Raw genomic sequence first — 13,663 nt, forward strand, 5'->3', positions numbered from 1 at the left:
TTCTTTTATTCGATCCCCTCATCCTGCGAATCAGGAGCTATTGTCGGTCGATCACCCGTTTTAAAAAATTCCCCGTAATGGCGTTGGACACACTCCGGACAAAACCCATGGGTAAATTGCGCATTAGATCGATCACTAATAAATCGTTCCAGCGGTTGCCAGTTATTATTGTCGTCACGAATCTTTTTGCAAAAACTGCAAATAGGAAGACAACCCTCCAATATATTGACTCTGTTGGCTAATGCGCGTGTTTGGATAGCGGTTCGATTTACAAGGAATGCCGCCCCCCCAAGAACAAGGATTCTGATCACCGTGTTAATGGAGGCATCTAATAGGGTGAGGGAAACCGGCCAAAACTGTATATTAAAAAGTAATCTGATAAGAGACAATGCCACGGCACATGTCAGCCCCCAGGAAAATCCCCTATACCAGGAGGCGAGCGACACTGGAATAAGATACAAAATGGGAAACTGAATGGTTGGACCTGCTGCGAAATCCCCAAGCAAAATTACAAGCGCTAACGCACTTAAATAGCCGGGGAATAAATTTGAATGCGTCCAAGCGTTTTTCCAAAAGCCTGTTTTGGGAGGAAGAAAAGGGAATGACTGAAAAGGCGGCATAGGCCTAAACAGAATTGCGTAAAAGAAAAGTTTTTGATCTATCATAGCATAAGTATCATATGTCCAACATGGGCTTCTGAATCATATCACCCTGCCCGCCCCGCCACCTGTCAGAGACTTGTTTGACAATTGTTGGGTCTCCCCACGGGTAACCAGGTCGATTTACTCCGGCAACAGGAAGAGATCTATTCCTAATCCGGGAACCTGACCACCCCCGCGTCTGAACCCTATTAAAACTTGCATGGCTCTTCGGTCGAACTAGCTTTTTTAGAAATGATCACTCCATTCAAAAGATACTATGTCCCTCCATCCCGTATGGTGTATCCGGACTGTTAGTTGTGGATAGCGCTTATCTCTGGAAATGGTATAGTAATAAGTAGACCGGTCACGGTTGTTAAGGCTGCGGCGCACGGTCGCAGCCTTTTTTATCAGGTAAAGATCATTATGAGGAATCAAATCCCATTCCTCGGTTAAATTATGTACCCCATGGACCCCCAATGCGAACGACACGTCCGGAAAGGTAAAAGAGTCAGTGAAACCATCCCATCCTGTGTTCGACCACGCCGATGAACTGAAAGAAAGTGCCCTCTTCCAACAGCCCAGTAATGGGCAAACTCGACCGCCCACGTTATTTATCATATTTGGGGCACAAGGAGATCTCACGAAGAGAAAATTAATTCCCGCGTTATATAACCTGGCCTCAAGTCATTATCTCCCTCAGGAATTTGCCATTCTTGGGATAGATGGGATTCCCATGCATACGGATGAATTTCGGGAGAAGATCCGTCAGGACATCGATGAATTATGTCCCCGTCCCATCGATGCCACCATCAAAGAATGGCTCCTTGATCGCCTGCATTACCTGGCAGGGGATTTCCGGGATTCTCAAACCTACGAACGCCTTCAGTCTTTGCTGACACAGTTAAATACCACACATGGGACTCAGGGGAATTACCTCTATTACATGGCCACGGCTCCAACATTTTTTGCGGAAATCGTTGCGCAACTGGGCGCCAAAGGATTAGTCGAACATCGAAAAGACTTTTCCCGTCGTATCGTTATTGAAAAACCCTTCGGGCATGATTTGCCATCGGCCCGATCGCTCAATCAAGCCCTGAGACAGGTGCTCGATGAAAGCCAGATTTACCGGATCGATCATTATCTCGGCAAAGAAACCGTTCAAAATATTTTAATATTTCGCTTTGCGAACGGCATCTTTGAGCCAATCTGGAACCGTCAATATATTGATCATGTCCAAATCACTGTTGCGGAAACGTTAGGGGTTGAGCATCGCGGGGCCTATTATGAAAAAGCCGGTGCGCTCCGAGACATGGTCTCCAATCACCTCCTGCAAATCTTGGCTTTCGTGGCGATGGAACCACCGAATACATTTGATCCCGAAGCGGTCAGGAACGAGAAAGCCAAGGTGCTCCGTGCCATCCAGCCAATGAACCCCGTCGAGGTCTTACAATCAACGGTTGCCGGACAATATGAGGCCGGATCGATTCATGGTCACAGTGTCCTTCCTTATCGAATGGAAAAGGATGTCGAACCAACCTCCTTGACGGAAACCTTCGCCGCAATGACCTTAGGTATTGAAAGCTGGCGCTGGGAAGGCGTGCCCTTTTACCTTCGGACCGGCAAACGGTTACACACCCGAGTGACCGAAGTGGTCATACAGTTTAAATCTGCCCCGCTGATGCTATTCCGTAAGACTCCAGTCGACAAGCTTACGCCGAATGTGCTGGTCATTCGCATTCAACCGGATGAAGGCATTTCCCTAAGTTTTGGAGCCAAAATTCCAGGACCCAAGGTCAAGGTCGGGACAGTGGATATGGATTTCCAATATGCGGAATATTTCGGTGATGCCCCGAGCACGGGGTATGAGACACTCCTGCACGACGTGATGGCTGGAGACGCAACACTATTTCAGCGAAGTGATAGCGTCGAGGTTGGCTGGAGTATCGTCGATCCCATTGTCAAAGTGTGGGAGAGCCTGGGCTCGCATGCCATTCGTCCCTATAGCTCAGGGAGTTGGGGACCGCCGGAAGCCGATGCCTTGCTGGCCAAGGACGGCAGAATGTGGAGAAATCATTGAATGCCCGAGAAATCCACGGGCCCTCACTAAAAAAATTGCATTTATAAAATTGGTCCTCAGACACCACCACTCACCTTTTTCACACGACAGCCGGTTTAACCGGAGTCAGTATCATTCCTGAGCGTGGCCCCAGGCCGGATAAGACAACCTTTCCTTGTTCACACTTGAACGTGTGTCCAGTAAGCTGGTCCTCAAGCCATCGAGAGGTCTTCCCCACCCACGGGGTGATATCAATCTGAATAGAGATGGGAGGATCATCATTATGAATAAGAAGACAGACAAAGGTTCTTTGCGTCTTTCTCACAAAGACACAGCACTGGAGATCAGAAAGTATCTGAACTACGGTCCAATCCCCTTCGCGTAACATTGGAAGAGATTTCCGGATGGCAATAAGCTGCTTGGTGAAATTCCGCAATTCATGATTCCAGTTGCGCTGATTCCATTCCATGCCCCGACGATTATCGGGGTCCTTCCCTCCCCTCATCCCGATTTCATCCCCATAATACACTGCCGGTATTCCTGGAAAAACAAACTAAAACAGCATGGCCAACTTCAGTCGTAAAACATTTCCCCGGGCTAAAGTATACAGGCGTTCAGTGTCATGGGACCCAAACACGTTCATCATCGTTAAGGTCTTTTCCCATGGATACATCCGAAGAAGTTTGCTCACCCGTGACACGAATTGCCTGGTTGAAATGGAACCGTGAATAAAGTAGTCCAAGAAGATCTGACGGAGTACGTAGTTCGTTCCTCCGTCAAACTGTCCATCCCGAATCCAAGCACGACCAGGGCCCCAGATTTCTGCTACCATATATGACGATGGGTTTTTGGTCTTCACCTTCTGCCAGAGCGCCTTCCCAAACTGATGGCCCCGGACATCAGCCACGGCATCCAACCGCTATCCGTCTATACCCTGACTTGTCCAATAGGCCGCGACGTCCAGAAAGTACCGGAGAAGGTATGTTATCCTACCCGAAAATTAATCCGGCTTGACCGCTGGATTTTTTTCAGTGTCTGTCAAACCATGCAGCTGAGCCCTGGTATCCAGCTCGTGGGCTTTTCGCCCGCCTCTCGCCGTCCGGCATTCCCCTAAATCTCCGTGTACCAGCAGGCTGGCCATTTGAACACAGCGCTCTACCAGGGCGATCGCGCCTTCCCGGAGTGATCGGGACTTCTGCACATAGCGCATATTGTTTTGCATATCCTCCGCACTCCATCCCCGGGAATGGGCAATATAGGGAAACTGCGGAAACTGCACACCGATTTCGGCGAAAAATCCGAGTAGTTGCCCGGCCACGGCCTGAATATTATCCTGCCCGCCGGTAATGATAAACCCGCCTACTTTATTATGAAGCAGATGTGTATCTGAAATCGTTTCTTGATTCTGTATGCAGTTCATCCGCTCAACCATCTTGAAATAGAGGCTGCTTGCGGCCCCCCATCGAATGGGAGTGGCCAGGACCAGGACATCAGCCCAATGCACCAGTGCTTCATAGACCTGGTCCATCTCATCCTGGGGATCCATCTGCGTAATTGAGCAGGGCCAGGTACAAGCCCGTGATGATTTGGAATAAAAACCCTCGCAGGGGCGAAAGGACAGATCCCGAAGACGCAACAACCGCGTTTCACATTCTAAATTGTCCGAGGCATGGGTCAGCCCGACTTCAAGCAAATCTTCTGAAGTACTGTAGCGAGGGTGATCAGGGGTCATGACCGTCGTGGAAAGCCCGAGAACCCGAATCGGACCGTCCTCCCTGCGAGGAGTTCGAGCAAGCGGATGGGGTTCATGTGCTCGACGCGTTCGCTTCGAAATCGCCGTGGATCGAACCAGGACTCGCCCATTCTCTATTTTCACGTCATAGGCGGGCACCGCGTCTTCTTCATACCCGGGTTCCCCTTTGCCGGTCCGACAATGAAACTTCCAATAATGCCAAGGGCAGACCACATACTCTCCCTCCAATGTACCTTCACCCAACGGGCCGCCCACATGGTTGCACGCGCCATTGATCGCTCCGAACTGCTCATTGCAGTAAGTTAACGCCACTGGTGTGCGTCCGATCAGCACCTGCTGCACCGGCTGATGTTTCAACTCGTCTGCGACACCGACATCGACCCATGTTGTATCCGGCATGCGAGCTCCTCGGTTAAATTGTCTCGTCAATTGTTTACAAAACTCATATCATGGTCAATACCTGGAAAGAGAGTACTTTCTTTTCGCGGCGTAAAATCTCTGCCTTTCGGATCTTCTACGATTAACGTTCCGCCCATAATCGGATGGATTTGACAGTGATATGAATAGCGTCCAGGGGGCAGCCCTGGAAGGGTGTAGGTCTTTCCGGGTGCGACCTTCCCGGAATCGAACGGACACGGTTTCTCCGTTCCACAATCATCATGCTGGACGGTATGAGGGGACGCGGTCGCATTAATCCATTGAATGGGAACACCGGCCCAGACAAATGCTTCATGCGGATAATAATAGGGAGGGAAATGTTCCATCCGGATCGGTTCATTCACAAATCCGGTTCCTGAGGTGACAGTGCCTAGCAAGACGACATAGAGAAAAAGGACACACTGGAATGTTTTCAGAGAATAACTCCTTTCCGATTGTATGGTCTTAGGGAATGTATGGTGTCTACTGGTCTCAAACAAGGTCTTTAATAAAGCAAGCAGTTGTAAGAAAGTTCCACGACCTCTCCTCTCTCAAATCTTGAGCCATTAGCCATTTGATACCTTCCTCATTATAACTGACACACCTCCGGAAGTTGGACTTAGCAAGATCATAGAACTTCAAGAAAGGAATTTTCTCTGCCCTCGGAAGAAAAAACGCTGCAGTCGTACCATTGGAAGTACTGCAAGTTCGTGGTGGGAAACTCGAGATTACTCACGCTTGTGAGCTCGCTTCGCGATAAATTAAAATTTCACGCCCTATCACCGTTCTGTTTTTAATAGCAGGTCTTCTCATACGGCCTCTTTAGCGCTTTGCCTTGGTCAACTCAAAAATTTTCTTCCTCCCTGTTTTCTATTGGGCGAGATCCTTGAATCGGGAGGGAATACTTCACTTCGATTTTCTCCGGCCTCAATAGGTTGAAAGAGTGAAGATGGATTCCCGCTTACTACCGAGAATGACGACTATAGAGGGATGCACGATTGAACGTGTCGGGCATGACGATGTTTCTGATGGACAGATTTTGAAAGTGGGTCAAAATGAAACGTGTCTGACCACTGGAAACGGTTTTCGAGACCTTAGAAAAACACAAAACGAGGAGCAAAAGATTACTTTCCCGGGTACACTCCCCATCTCTGAAAGAGAATCCCACCCTTCTTACCTTTACACGTCCTGGCTTATTACCTCAAAAGGGCATGAGGCACTTAGGAACATTTGCTTATAAGGCAACGTCCGGGCAGGTAAACCCTGATCCCATGGGCCAGGGTCGGGCTGTTCCATTAATACGTCCACTTGATTCCTAAGCCGAACGGAATAGAATAGTATCACCTTCGCCCAGAAAGAAAAGTAAGGACTGAACCTAGTGCTTCGCTTTCCTTTCAATATCTTCCAAAGAAAATTGCGAAGGATACTCGTTGCCTTTTTATTCGTTGGGATCTTCGTGGTTGTGGATGGCAGGCTGGCTCCGGCTCAAACACCACCCATTACTTCATCCGGACTCAATACTCAGATCAGTGCGCCGAGGCATCTTCCCGGCGGAGCGGTTCAACATGATATTACCGGTGGAACAAGACCGGGTGGCGGAGGCAATCTCTTCCATAGCTTTGGGGAGTTTGGTGTTCCCACGGACAATATTGCCAACTTCCTGAACGATTCGGGGCTTCCGACTTCAAACATCCTTAGTCGCGTCACCGGCGGCAATCCATCCAATATTTTTGGAACTATTCAAACCAATGGCTTCGGCAATGCCAATCTCTTTTTGATGAATCCCGCGGGAATAGTCTTTGGCCCCAATGCTACCTTGAACGTGGGCGGGGCCACCCATTTTACGACCGCTGATTATGTGCGACTTGCAGATGGGGCACAGTTTACCGCCCTACCCGGTGCTCAGGATTCTCTTCTCAGCATTGCTCCGATTGCGGCCTTTGGATTTCTCGGTCCGAATCCAGCCGGCATTTCGGTCGAGGGCACCACGTTGTCAGTATCGGAAGGCCAAACGCTTTCGCTCGTAGGCGGCGACATCACCATTGGCCGTAGCAATCTCACTGCACCCGGAGGGCAGATTGCCCTGGCTGGTGTCGGTTCGCCGGGAGAAATTATGGCGAACACTTTGGACCAGACATCTAATATTCATGGGCAAACCATGGAGTCGGGTGGCACCATCCGGGTCTCGGACCGGTCCGGCATCGATGCCGGCGGAGAACATGATGGCACGGTGGTGATTCGGGGCGGTCGATTGGTCCTTGATCATGCATCACAAATCCGTGCCAATACGCTGGGAGCGCAGGACGGTGGCCATGTCGATATTGAGGTAAGCGAGAATGTCCTGGTAGCGGGTACAGGCATGCAAACGGACACCCCAAGTGGAATATTTGCCAGGACAGAAGGGACCGGGAAGGGGGGAACGATTACGATCAGTGCACACACTGTGGAGTTGACCGATGGGGGACACCTGTCCGTGAGCACCCGAGGGGAAGGTGATGCGGGAAACATCATGGTCACTGCCCCTGATGGCGAGATCATCCTATCCGGGAGTGATAATCGCTTAACTGATTTTTCCCCTGGGGAAGAGGCCGTTAGCGGCTTGTTTGCCAACACGGTGGGAACAGGTCGGGCGGGTACCATCACGGTGCAGACCGGGAATCTCACCATAAGTGAAGGGGCTCGCATTTCGGCCGGCACCTTTGGACGAGGCAGCGGCGATGCCGGAAAAATCTTTATTACGGCTACAGGAGACGTTCTTCTTTCAGGCACACATGCCAATGGCATCGCCTCATCGGGTCTCTTTGCGGGTGCCAGTGAATTGACTCTTCCCGGGAATGGGCTTCTGGGTTCCGGCGGAACGATCAACATGACCGGTCAAACTGTCCGGATCCTGGATGGAGCAAAAATACATGTCGCCTCAATAGGACAGGAGCAACCGGACATGCACAGGCTCGATAATGCTCCATCTGCCGGGACCGTGAACATTAAGGCGACCACGCTGGACCTTACTGGAGCCGAAATTGACGGCAAGGTCATCGACATTATTCCGAGTGAGATGACAGCCAGCGCGACTGGCCCGGCTTCGGCGGGACACATTCTGTTGGAAGCAGACAATATCACGATTAAAGATGGAGGGGTTGTCACGGCGGAAACGGAATCCATAACCAGAATAGAAAAAACCGGGAGTATCCAGATACAGGCAAAAGAAAATCTTGCTATCTCGGGAACCGCGGTCCGAACGGAGTTTCCACCGAATCTTCTTCCACAAAACACTCTTAACCCCCGAACCGTCGTTCCGAGTGCACTTCGTGCTCAGACAAAGGGCGTGAATCGCGGAGGCGATATTCAAATCAGTGCAGAAAACCTATTTGTTGCCGACGGAGGCCTCATCTCCAATGCGGCTCTAAATGGAGCGGGAGCTGGTGGAAACATACACCTTGACGTGGGAGATACGATTCGATTGTCAGGTGCGTACGAAAAAGTGGACAAGAACAGGACAATTTTTAGAAGTGAGATTTCCAGTGGCACAGAGGGTCCCGGTCGTGGTGGTGACATTTCCATCACGGCCAAAAATGTTGAAATGCTGGATGGTGCATGGATTTCATCAAGAACAAGAGGCCGGGGAAGTGGTCATGCCGGCCGGGTGAGTATCACGGCCGAAGAAACTGTTTCTCTCTCGGGCTTCATGAGCGTGTATGATCCAGAAATCAATAACACCAGCAAAACCCAGGAAATATCAAGTCGAATTATTGCGCGCGCAGAGGAACACGACAATCGGCTAGCGGATTTACCTCTTGGTAATGCCGGCGATATTTCGATTACAGCAAAAAATGTGGTGATGAAAGATGGGGCGGAAGTCATAGCCCCGTCATCTTCCGGAAGAGTGATACCCATAACGGATGCCATAGAGAAAATCGTTGCCAACATGCCAAAGGAACAGCGCCCACGTGCAGGAAATATCACTGTTAAAGCTGACACAATAATCCTATCAGGCGCGCGAACGGTTGGGGGATCGGGGAAATTCGGTTGGGCTCCAACCACCATCCGGGCTGGAGTAATCGGACCGGCAGGAACCGGAAACATTTCGCTAACAGCCAATACTATTGTCATCCGTGATGGAGCTGATGTCACCGCTGAATCTCAATCCGGTACTCCGGGGGTTCAGCGGGGGAACGTGACGATTACGGCCCATGACAGTTTAACTCTCTCCGGATACCTTATGCGTACTGAATTCCCGGAAAATCCAATAGGATCGGATCCCTTTCCTGAAGCCAATGGGCGGACGATTAGACCAACCAGCATTGGGACCAGAACGCACGGAATCAATCAGGCTGGAGATATTATTATTTCGGCCAAAAATCTGACAATTGCAAATGGCGCGCAAATCACCAATGGCACAACCAATCTTCAGCCTGAGACTGCAGGGCCGGGCGGAAAAATTCTTCTCACAGCTGACAAGCTCATCATGTCGGGTATGGTCCCGTTCCCGGATGCCATCGGTAGACCCCTGCAAAGTAAGATTTCAAGCAGTACTGACGGGGCAGGTGACGCTGGGCAAATTGAGGTTATTTCGAAAACGATAGAAATACAGAGCGGAGGGCAGATTTCCGCCAGTAGTATCCCTCGCGAGAATGCGATTGACGCGGGAGCAGGAGGCAATATTCGGATAGTGGCGACGGAAAGTTTCCTGGCAAAAGGAGTGGGAATTCTTGAGGGAACCAAGGTTGTCCGAAGTGGAATCTTTAGTAGCACGGAAGGACCTGGATTAGGAGGGAATCTGCGGATTACCGCCCCCGTGTTCAAAATGAAAAATGGAGCCGCGATTAGTGCATCCACGACCGGCACGGGAAATGCCGGAGATATTTCTATTACGGCCAGTGACTCAATCCTGCTTGACAAGGCTTCTGTGACAACAGAGGCGGGGTCGGCGGTGGGTGGAAATATCAAACTCACGGCCGATAACCGCATTGATGTGACCAATAGTCAGGTGACCAGCCGGGTTCAGGAAGGATCCGGGTCGGCCGGAAGTATCAATTTCGACCCCGACTTTATCGTACTCCAAAATAGTCAGGTTTTGAGTACCGCCGTTGCAGGATCCGGAGGTGATATCACCCTCACGGCCAATTCGGCGATTGTGATGGACCCATTCACGTTCTTGGATGCCCGTTCGCAGTTCGGGGGAAGCGGCAGGATCAACATTGAATCCCCGGTTCAATTCCTCAGTAGTACCATTGTGCCCTTGCCGCAAAATCTAGTTCCGGTGACGACTTTGTATGGGACCAAATGTGTGGCGGAGCAAGGCCGGTTTAGTTCGTTTGTAAATACCAAGGACGACACCATCGCGCCTACTCCTGGAACCTTGTTGGCCAGTCCCCTTCTGCCGTTTGCCTCTCATTCTGGTGCTCTGAATTCGATCGATCTTCATGTAGGTTCAAACAATCAAACCCAGGCTGTTCCCATTCGCGGGGCGGCATATTCCCCACCGGTTCTCTTTAGCCAGGCCACTGGTCAACGTGCAACATGCCGTCCGTAACCATACTGAAACACTATCTCCCATAACACCTGCATTTCCAAGATAGATATTCTTTTCCTTGGTTCGATCACTCTTTTCATTTCTCCTCAATGTTCATGATAGGAAATCGGGCTATAAGTACGTTCTTCCCTGGTTATAGAGATTAGAAGTGCGGCGTTTTCCAGTTTGGTGGTAGTGCTTTGATACAAGTGTTTTCGCAGATGCTATTCGGAGGTGGAACAAGTGGTTGAAACTTACAAGATCCACGCGTGTCTGCACAAACCCATACCTTTTTGGGTATTTTGGCGACATACTCACCCTGGTAACCCGCTCCGGCCCACTTATTCAAGCGTTCAGGTTGCGTTCATAAAATGACGCATCTGTACGTACATGTTGCCAAAATGCAGGAGGGTATCAGAAATTATGGCACTTCTCCGAACTCCATCAACGTTCAGTGGGATGGCCGATACTTTTAGTGGACTGATGCGGTCTTAGAAGAAGAGAACATGCAAGATCACAGCACAGAGGGAGATGGTAGAAATGGCGATCGCAGCAAAACTGAGTTGCAAGGCGCGCTGCTGATTGGATGTGGCCACTAAAGCGGCCTGTTCGAGGGCCGCAACCGTATTTTGTAATTGTTCGGCGAGTTCTTTGACATGTATGGCGTTTTGGGAGGCGGCTGCTTGTAATTCACTGATCTGTTGCTGCAACAGATGCGTCTGATCGGTGGGGGGTGCCGTTCCTTTTTTTGTAAATGCGGGTGCGGTGGCCGAAATAATTGTCCCGATATGTGGAAGTACGGCTTTTAGGGCCGGAATGAGCCATGGTGCCATAGAAATGCCTCACAACAATAAAGGTCTGTTAGCTCGGATGAAGAACTAAAAGCAATATGCTGAAAATGTAGACGTTTGTCAAAGGAATGGCTAGGAAGCTCCTAAGAGGTTTAATACAGAATTGGGTAGGACGCGTGGAGTTACGGTGCGGCACCCATCCACTGAGGGATACGTAAGGCTTCCATGACGAATTCAGTCGATAACGCCGCAAGAATCATTCCCATGACCCGAACCAATATCGAAGCCCCGTTCATTCCGATCACCTTGAGTATGGGGGTTGCTGCGAGCATACAAACAAGTGTTACGGCCAGTATGCATAAAAGAATGGCTGCTGTGGTCGCTTGCGTAGGAATTGAATACACATGGTTATCCGTTAACAGGATGACAGCCAGTATCGCACCCGGAGTTGCTATAGAGGGCACGGCCAAAGGAAATACGGCGATATCGTGGCCGGGCTCCTCGGTTGTCTGGTTGCTCGTGACCCCGCTTCCAAAAACCATTTGAAGGCCGAATAAAAACAGAATGACTCCTCCGGACACTTGCAAAGATAGGAGCCGAATGCCCATGGCTGAGAGCAAAACCTGACCGATGACAATCGCCCCCAGGAGTATGGCTGCGCTGTACAAGATGGCTTTCCATGCCGTTTTTTTACGTTGCTTTTGGTCCAATTTGCTGGTAATTGCGGTAAAAATGGCCAATGTCCCGATCGGGTCTATTGTCGTCCATAAGATCAAGGCATCCCGTATAAACTTCTCAGTCATCTGAATTTCCTTTTTCCATGCTCAACGTGAATTTCGATTTTTAACTATCGCACAAAGGGCCAATGATGCGCAGGCCTAACCTTTTCACACCGGTTGTTCGACAGATCACCAGGTTTTACTTCTTGACAAAGAGATAAATGGCCAAACCCATGAGCATGACCGCAAAAATTTTCTTGAACAGGTCCGTGGGAACACCTTCAACAAGGCGTGCACCGATTTGTGCCCCGATAATTCCGCCCAGACCGAGGAGAAGGCCATATTTGTAATCCACGTTGGCCATCCTCCCGTGGGCAATCAAGGCCGAGACGGCAATCACCAGGATCCCGACGAATGAGGTGCCAACGGCTTTTTGTGCCGTGAAACCGAGAAATAAGAGCAGGGGGACCATCAAGAATCCGCCACCGAGCCCGGTGAAGGAGGCACCCATACCCACTAATACCCCGCTCGCAATAATAGCTAACGATGTACCATCCATGTAAATTTTCCTTTTCGATCTTGTGTGAAACCAAAGAATCAAGGGTAACCATGAACCGCCCAGTTGGATGCCAGCGTATTCAATTGGAACCGGTGATGTGCAACATCCCTTTTCTCCATCCTTCCTCCCAGTAACCATGGCTTTCATAAAGGGGAAACAAGTGTGCACATGGAACGAGTATAATGAGATTCAACCGTTCCTGGGCCATATCCCTAGAAAGAGACCACCGCATTCACGTAATATTGACCAGCACAACGAGCAATAATTTGAGAGTGTCCGAATTTCAATCATACCCCACCCGACTGTTTGGCGAAATCTCAAAACTAAATTCACTCTCTTAATCGAAACGAGGTTTTAATGACTTCTCCCGAATATGACTCTCCCCCACCAGTTTTAATGGCTCAATTGGCCGATGCCCATCTTCTATACCAAAAGAGCGTGCAAAGCCCTGAAGCGGATATACCGTTCCTCACCGAATATTTCGAGAGCTATACCAACACTCCCCTTCGCCAGTTTCGGGAGGATTTCTGCGGAACCGCCTTTTTATCCTCCCATTTCGTGACCCGGCATCCCGACAATCATGCCCTGGGCATTGACCTGGATTGGCCTACGCTGAATTGGGGTATCAAACACAACGTTTCTCATCTGACTCCTGACCAACAGCAGCGGCTCACCCTCGTGAATGACAATGTCTTAAACGTCCATCATCCTCTCTCGCAACTCACCGTTGCCATGAATTTTAGTTATATGGTATTTCGTGAACGCCCGACCCTTTTACAATACTTCAGGAATGCCAGGCGGTCGATTCAGCCCGGGGGATTGTTTGTGCTGGATATCTGGGGGGGAAGCGAAACGCAGGTGGAACAAGAGGAGCATCGAGACATCGACAATCCTGCTGACGACGGCATTGGCGATTTCATCTTCGTTTGGGATCAGGATGTCTTTGAACCCTCCACGTATTTCTGTACCACCCGGATTCATTTTCTCTTCCGCGATGGCAGTGAGCTTCGGAATGCCTTTGTCTATGATTGGCGCTTGTGGACGATTCCCGAAGTCACGGAACTCCTGCAAGAGGCCGGTTTTGAAGACGTGCACTTTCTATGGGAAGGCCTCAATGCAGAGGCGAATGAGGGGACCGGTACGTATCATCGCGTCGAGAAAGGTGATTCCGATCCCTCATGGATTGCCTACTTGGTCGGAAAGAACCCAGAATAA

The 13,663-nt window shown here is 50.1% G+C and carries 11 protein-coding genes; 3 read left to right on the forward strand and 8 right to left on the reverse strand.

The annotated features are described in order from the left end of the window. Window positions 1-5 precede the first annotated feature (5 nt). Window positions 6-665, reverse strand: coding sequence for a hypothetical protein (locus LX98_RS09115; RefSeq protein WP_496428603.1), 660 nt, complete (start codon window positions 663-665; stop codon window positions 6-8). Window positions 666-1,191: 526 nt separating this feature from the next. Between LX98_RS09115 and zwf the strand changes: the two genes are divergently transcribed. Next, entirely contained in the window at window positions 1,192-2,718 is a 1,527-nt protein-coding gene (zwf, locus tag LX98_RS09120; RefSeq protein WP_496430583.1) for a glucose-6-phosphate dehydrogenase, read from the forward strand. A 79-nt stretch (window positions 2,719-2,797) separates the two neighbouring features. Here zwf and LX98_RS09125 read toward each other — a convergent pair whose 3' ends face one another. The 4 genes from LX98_RS09125 to LX98_RS09140 form a co-directional block, all read right to left on the reverse strand. Beyond that, window positions 2,798-3,226, reverse strand: a complete 429-nt coding sequence (locus tag LX98_RS09125; protein ID WP_496428604.1) for a hypothetical protein — start codon at window positions 3,224-3,226, stop codon at window positions 2,798-2,800. A gap of 24 nt (window positions 3,227-3,250) precedes the next feature. Further along, window positions 3,251-3,604 carry a hypothetical protein gene (locus tag LX98_RS09130; protein WP_496428605.1) on the reverse strand — a complete coding sequence of 118 codons (354 nt, stop codon included), beginning with the start codon at window positions 3,602-3,604 and terminating at the stop codon, window positions 3,251-3,253. A gap of 93 nt (window positions 3,605-3,697) precedes the next feature. After that, entirely contained in the window at window positions 3,698-4,849 is a 1,152-nt protein-coding gene (locus LX98_RS09135; RefSeq protein WP_496428606.1) for a Rieske 2Fe-2S domain-containing protein, read from the reverse strand. A gap of 26 nt (window positions 4,850-4,875) precedes the next feature. After that, window positions 4,876-5,232: a cupredoxin domain-containing protein gene (locus LX98_RS09140; RefSeq protein WP_496428607.1), complete on the reverse strand. Its 357-nt coding sequence runs from the start codon at window positions 5,230-5,232 to the stop codon at window positions 4,876-4,878. Window positions 5,233-6,245: 1,013 nt separating this feature from the next. On the opposite strand from LX98_RS09140, the gene LX98_RS09145 reads away from it, so the two are divergent. After that, window positions 6,246-10,400, forward strand: coding sequence for a two-partner secretion domain-containing protein (locus LX98_RS09145; protein ID WP_496428608.1), 4,155 nt, complete (start codon window positions 6,246-6,248; stop codon window positions 10,398-10,400). A 470-nt stretch (window positions 10,401-10,870) separates the two neighbouring features. Here the strand turns inward: LX98_RS09145 and LX98_RS09150 are convergent, their stop codons facing one another. The 3 genes from LX98_RS09150 to LX98_RS09160 form a co-directional block, all read right to left on the reverse strand. After that, the gene (locus tag LX98_RS09150) at window positions 10,871-11,212 is read right to left on the reverse strand and encodes a hypothetical protein (protein WP_496428609.1); all 342 of its coding nucleotides are present in this window, start codon (window positions 11,210-11,212) and stop codon (window positions 10,871-10,873) included. 140 nt (window positions 11,213-11,352) lie between these two features. Beyond that, complete coding sequence (locus LX98_RS09155) at window positions 11,353-11,973, reverse strand: MarC family protein (protein ID WP_496428610.1); 621 nt, start codon at window positions 11,971-11,973, stop codon at window positions 11,353-11,355. 115 nt (window positions 11,974-12,088) lie between these two features. Continuing rightward, window positions 12,089-12,448 carry a TSUP family transporter gene (locus tag LX98_RS09160; protein WP_496428611.1) on the reverse strand — a complete coding sequence of 120 codons (360 nt, stop codon included), beginning with the start codon at window positions 12,446-12,448 and terminating at the stop codon, window positions 12,089-12,091. Between the two features lie 357 nt (window positions 12,449-12,805). Here LX98_RS09160 and LX98_RS09165 point away from each other — a divergent pair, with 357 nt between their 5' ends. Then, window positions 12,806-13,663 carry a class I SAM-dependent methyltransferase gene (locus LX98_RS09165; RefSeq protein WP_496428612.1) on the forward strand — a complete coding sequence of 286 codons (858 nt, stop codon included), beginning with the start codon at window positions 12,806-12,808 and terminating at the stop codon, window positions 13,661-13,663.

The organism is Nitrospira marina (genome assembly GCF_059568365.1).

Bases quoted from the DNA above. Each gene is read 5' to 3' on its own strand.
- LX98_RS09115 (WP_496428603.1), bottom strand. From the start codon at position 665: ATGATAGATCAAAAACTTTTCTTTTACGCAATTCTGTTTAGGCCTATG.
- LX98_RS09135 (WP_496428606.1), bottom strand. From the start codon at position 4,849: ATGCCGGATACAACATGGGTCGATGTCGGTGTCGCAGACGAGTTGAAA.
- LX98_RS09150 (WP_496428609.1), bottom strand. From the start codon at position 11,212: ATGGCACCATGGCTCATTCCGGCCCTAAAAGCCGTACTTCCACATATC.
- LX98_RS09155 (WP_496428610.1), bottom strand. From the start codon at position 11,973: ATGACTGAGAAGTTTATACGGGATGCCTTGATCTTATGGACGACAATA.
- LX98_RS09160 (WP_496428611.1), bottom strand. From the start codon at position 12,448: ATGGATGGTACATCGTTAGCTATTATTGCGAGCGGGGTATTAGTGGGT.
- LX98_RS09165 (WP_496428612.1), top strand. From the start codon at position 12,806: ATGACTTCTCCCGAATATGACTCTCCCCCACCAGTTTTAATGGCTCAA.